Source organism: Acidithiobacillus sp. TH-A36 (assembly GCF_057473445.1).
Map to the genome: position 1 here is coordinate 1 of NZ_JBYCKP010000135.1, position 4,005 is coordinate 4,005.

The window sequence follows — 4,005 nt, forward strand, 5'->3', positions numbered from 1 at the left end:
GCTTACATTCCGGATAACCACTGCAGGAAATAAAGCGCCCGTAGCGACCGGTTTTATAGACCAGGGGTTTTCCGCAGTCGGGACAGTCGCGTCCAACTGGTTCTGGGGCTTCCCGGGGCCCGTCCACAGGACGGGTGTACTTGCAATCGGGGTATCCTGAACAGGCGACAAAACGACCATGCCGTCCAAGGCGCAGAAATAGAGGCTTTCCACATTCCGGACAATTTTCGTCCATGGCTTCGCTGGTGGCTTCGGCGCGACTGACGTTGGCTTTTTCATCCAGCAAGGAGCGAAATGGTCCCCAAAATTCGTTCAGTACCGGCCGCCATTGCTTTTCGCCTCGGGAGATGGCATCCAGCTCATCTTCCATACCTGCGGTAAAGTTGTAGTCCACATAACGCTCAAAATGATTGGACAGGAAGCGTCCAACGACTCTGCCCAGATCAGTGGGCCTAAAGCGACGTTGTTCCGTTTCTACATATTCGCGATTTTGCAGGGTCTGGATAATGCTGGCGTAAGTAGAGGGCCTCCCGATGCCATGGGCTTCCAGAGTTTTTACCAGCGTCGCATCACTGTAGCGGGGTGGCGGTTCGGTAAAATGCTGTTCCGGATCTACGCCCTGAACTTGCGGCTGGTCGCCTTGTTCCAGAGGCGGGAGAATACGGTTGTTTTCATCTTCGTCCGTATCATCTTTCCCTTCCAGATAAACCGCCATGAAGCCGGGGAAAGTAACGGTCGAACCGTTGGCACGCAGCGTCCAGTGGGTCCCGGCATCCATGTCCACAGCGACCATATCCAGGCGGGCCGGGGCCATCTGACAGGCGACGCTACGTTTCCAGATCAGATCATAGAGCCGCCACAAATCCTTTTCGAGAATACCCTGCAGCATTTCCGGAGTCCGGCTGATGTCCGTCGGGCGGACGGCTTCATGCGCTTCCTGGGCATTTTTGGTTTTGGTTTTGTAACGGCGCGGGCTTTCCGGTACAAATTCATGACCATAATGCCCGTCGATGAAACCGCGAATATCGGCAATGGCTTCTTCGGAAAGATTGACGGCATCCGTACGCATGTAACTGATCAGGCCGACGGTTTCACTTCCAATGTTTATGCCTTCATAAAGCTGCTGGGCGACGCGCATGGTGCGGCTGGCGTTGAACCCCAGTTTACGGGAGGCTTCCTGCTGCAGGGTAGACGTTGTAAAAGGCGCGGCAGGCTGACGTTGCCGGCTTTTACGCTCCACTTCGCGGACCTGAAGTGGTTGCTGCTGCATATCCGCTTCCATACCGCTGCGTATGGATTCTGCCTGGGTTTCATTGTTGATATCAAATTGTTCCAGTTTTTTGTTTTGCCAGTGCGTCAAACGCCCGGAAAACTCATTGTCGGCGTGCAGCAGGCGTGCCGCAATCGTCCAATATTCCTGGCTGACAAAAGCTTCAATTTCATCTTCCCGCTCGCAGATCAGACGCAGGGCGGCACTTTGCACCCGACCGGCAGAAAGGCCGGGACGCACTTTGCGCCACAGCAGCGGCGACAAATTGAAGCCCACCAGATAGTCCAGGGCGCGCCGGGCCTGTTGGGCATTGACCAGATCCATGGCGATTTCGCGGGGATTGGCAATGGCTTCCTGTACGGCCTTTTTGGTGATTTCGTGAAAAACCACGCGCTGGGCGGGCTTGTTTTCCAACTGCTTGCGCTCGCGCAGCAGTTCTACCAAATGCCAGGAAATGGCCTCACCTTCGCGGTCCGGATCGGTGGCGAGCCAGAGTTTATCAGCCTTGCGCAATGCCTTGATAATGGCCTCTACATGCCGTTCATTGCGTTCGATGGCTTCATAGCGCATGGCAAAATCCTGCTCAGGATCAACGGCCCCTTCTTTGGGGCGAAGATCACGAACGTGACCATAAGAGGCCAGAACTTCAAAATCATCCCCGAGATATTTCTGGATGGTTTTGGCTTTGGCAGGAGATTCGACAATTACGAGCTGATGGGCCATAGGTCAGTGCAGTATCCGGGTTCCGTCTGTGTCCAGTAAGGCATCTACCCAGAGTGCTTCCGGGCCGGGATCGTTGGCCATTACCATGAAGGCAACCCAGTCAAGGGTTTCCATATCCATATCCTCAAGGTCGAGGGCCAGTAAACGATCAATGATCCGCTCCCGCATGGCGCCGTTAATGACGCCCAGGCGCTCCCAGTCATGCAGTTGACCGCGTGCTGCCACAGAAAGGTTCTGCAGCTCATAGGGATGATAGGCGCGCAGCGCTCTGGGGCTGGTATCTTCCTGTTCTTCAACGGCAAAACCTTCCATCCAGTCGAGGGCGCGCTGAATGTCCGCGTCGGGAAAACCCACGGCACGAAGATGATCTTCGATGACCGCGTCGTCTTCGTCGTCGAGGTGATCCAGTAGGTATGTAATTATGTCTATGACGTCTTCCATGCCAGAGCCTTCAGGGTGCAGGAGGGAGGCGACAGAACCGGCCGCCGGGGCTGGCCGTGAGGTAACCTGATATTTCCATTTCCAAGAGGATGGCCGAAAGCTCGCCCAGCGTCAATCCACAACGCGCAGCAATTTCTTCTGCTGTCAGAGGATCAAAGTCCATGGCTGCCCAGACTTTCGCCTGATGGGGATCGTCAGGTTGCCAATGATCCGCTGCTGTTACTGGTCGGGCCTGGCATAATGCGCCAAATAGCGGCCCCAGCTCGCTCAACACATCCCCGGCACTTTCCACCAGTTTAGCACCGTCACGAATCAGACGATGCGGACCCCGGGACAGCGGCGAGTGGATTGAACCGGGTACCGCAAATACTTCTCGCCCCTGTTCCATAGCCAGGCGGGCAGTAATCAGGGAGCCACTGTTTTCCGCCGCCTCAACAATCAGTACCCCCAGACTGAGCCCGCTGATGATGCGGTTGCGACGCGGAAACAGGCCACTATGTGGCCCGGTTTCCGGAGCCTGTTCACTGACGAGCAGACCATGCTCGATAATCTGGTGCGCCAACTGTAAATGCGTGCGCGGATAAATCAGATCGGCGCCGGTGCCCAGTACGGCAACAGTGCCACTGACCAGAGCACCACGATGGGCCGCAGCATCAATACCCAAGGCCAGGCCGCTAGTGATGATCAGTCCGGTTTCACCAAGACTGCGGGCGAAGGCTTCTGCAGTAGCTGCCCCCAAAGCCGTTGCCGAGCGGCTGCCGACAATGGCCAGCATGGGCTGGCTCAGACAGGAACGCTGTCCCCGAATAAACAACAGGGGCGGTGGGTCGGGAATTTGCCGCAGCAAAGGCGGATAATCGGGATCCGTCCAGCGACATAAATCCGTATCGGGACTATTCAGCCAGCGCCGGTCAGCAGGACGGATAAGGTCTTCGGGGTCTTTTTGTAAGGCCTGAATCTGCTTTGCGGACAAACCGAGGTCCTGCAACAGGCCGGCACCCGTTTGAAAGCAGGCGGCAGCATGGCTAAATCGCGCCAGTAAAGCCTGTTGGCGCTGTGGCCCCAAACCGTTAATTCGGCAAAGTGCCAGCCAGGCGGCATCAGACATTATTTTTGCACTGTGCCATCGGCTGAGGCAGGACTGTGGATTTCATCACCCACACGAATGCTCCGACTGGCCATGGTGATGACCGCATAGGAAACCGAGGGGAAAATCCGGAACACCATGATATTGCCGATAGTTTGGTCCGGTAGTACAAAGGCCTTGCCGGTAACCGCATTGGTCGTCACCCCGCTGCGCTGGATCTGCAGGATATTACCGGGCTTGAGATCATCCCGGGCACCCCGATCAATAATGACTACCTGGCCGACGGTCAGCGCCGGGTTCCCATCCAGTTGGCCAATGATATGACCCGCGACAGTATGGAGGGGTGCACTGGGAAAATAATGAGGGATTGCCGTCGTGACTGCTGGCACCAGGCGTGCACCAAGATCAATTTCTTTGCGGAGTTTGGTGATTTGCACCGCAGCGTGATGACCACTCTGGGTGACCGTCACTTGCCCCAGGTCTT

Annotated in this window: 3 protein-coding genes and 1 pseudogene; all 4 read right to left on the bottom strand. The window is 56.2% G+C overall.

The features are described from left to right. Positions 1-1,993: type I DNA topoisomerase (gene topA / locus AC2VLY_RS03740; protein WP_486921786.1), on the bottom strand; the 1,993-nt coding region annotated here is incomplete at its 3' end. Positions 1,994-1,996: 3 nt separating this feature from the next. Further along, a complete protein-coding gene (locus AC2VLY_RS03745) occupies positions 1,997-2,434 on the bottom strand; it encodes a Smg family protein (RefSeq protein ID WP_024894351.1) in 438 nt (145 codons plus the stop codon). A gap of 10 nt (positions 2,435-2,444) precedes the next feature. Beyond that, on the bottom strand, positions 2,445-3,542 hold the full coding sequence (dprA, locus tag AC2VLY_RS03750) for a DNA-processing protein DprA (protein WP_486891875.1): 1,098 nt from the start codon (positions 3,540-3,542) through the stop codon (positions 2,445-2,447). Then, positions 3,542-4,005 (bottom strand): annotated as a pseudogene (locus AC2VLY_RS03755) (LysM peptidoglycan-binding domain-containing protein); the annotation flags it as partial. The gene dprA and the pseudogene AC2VLY_RS03755, both read right to left, overlap by 1 nt.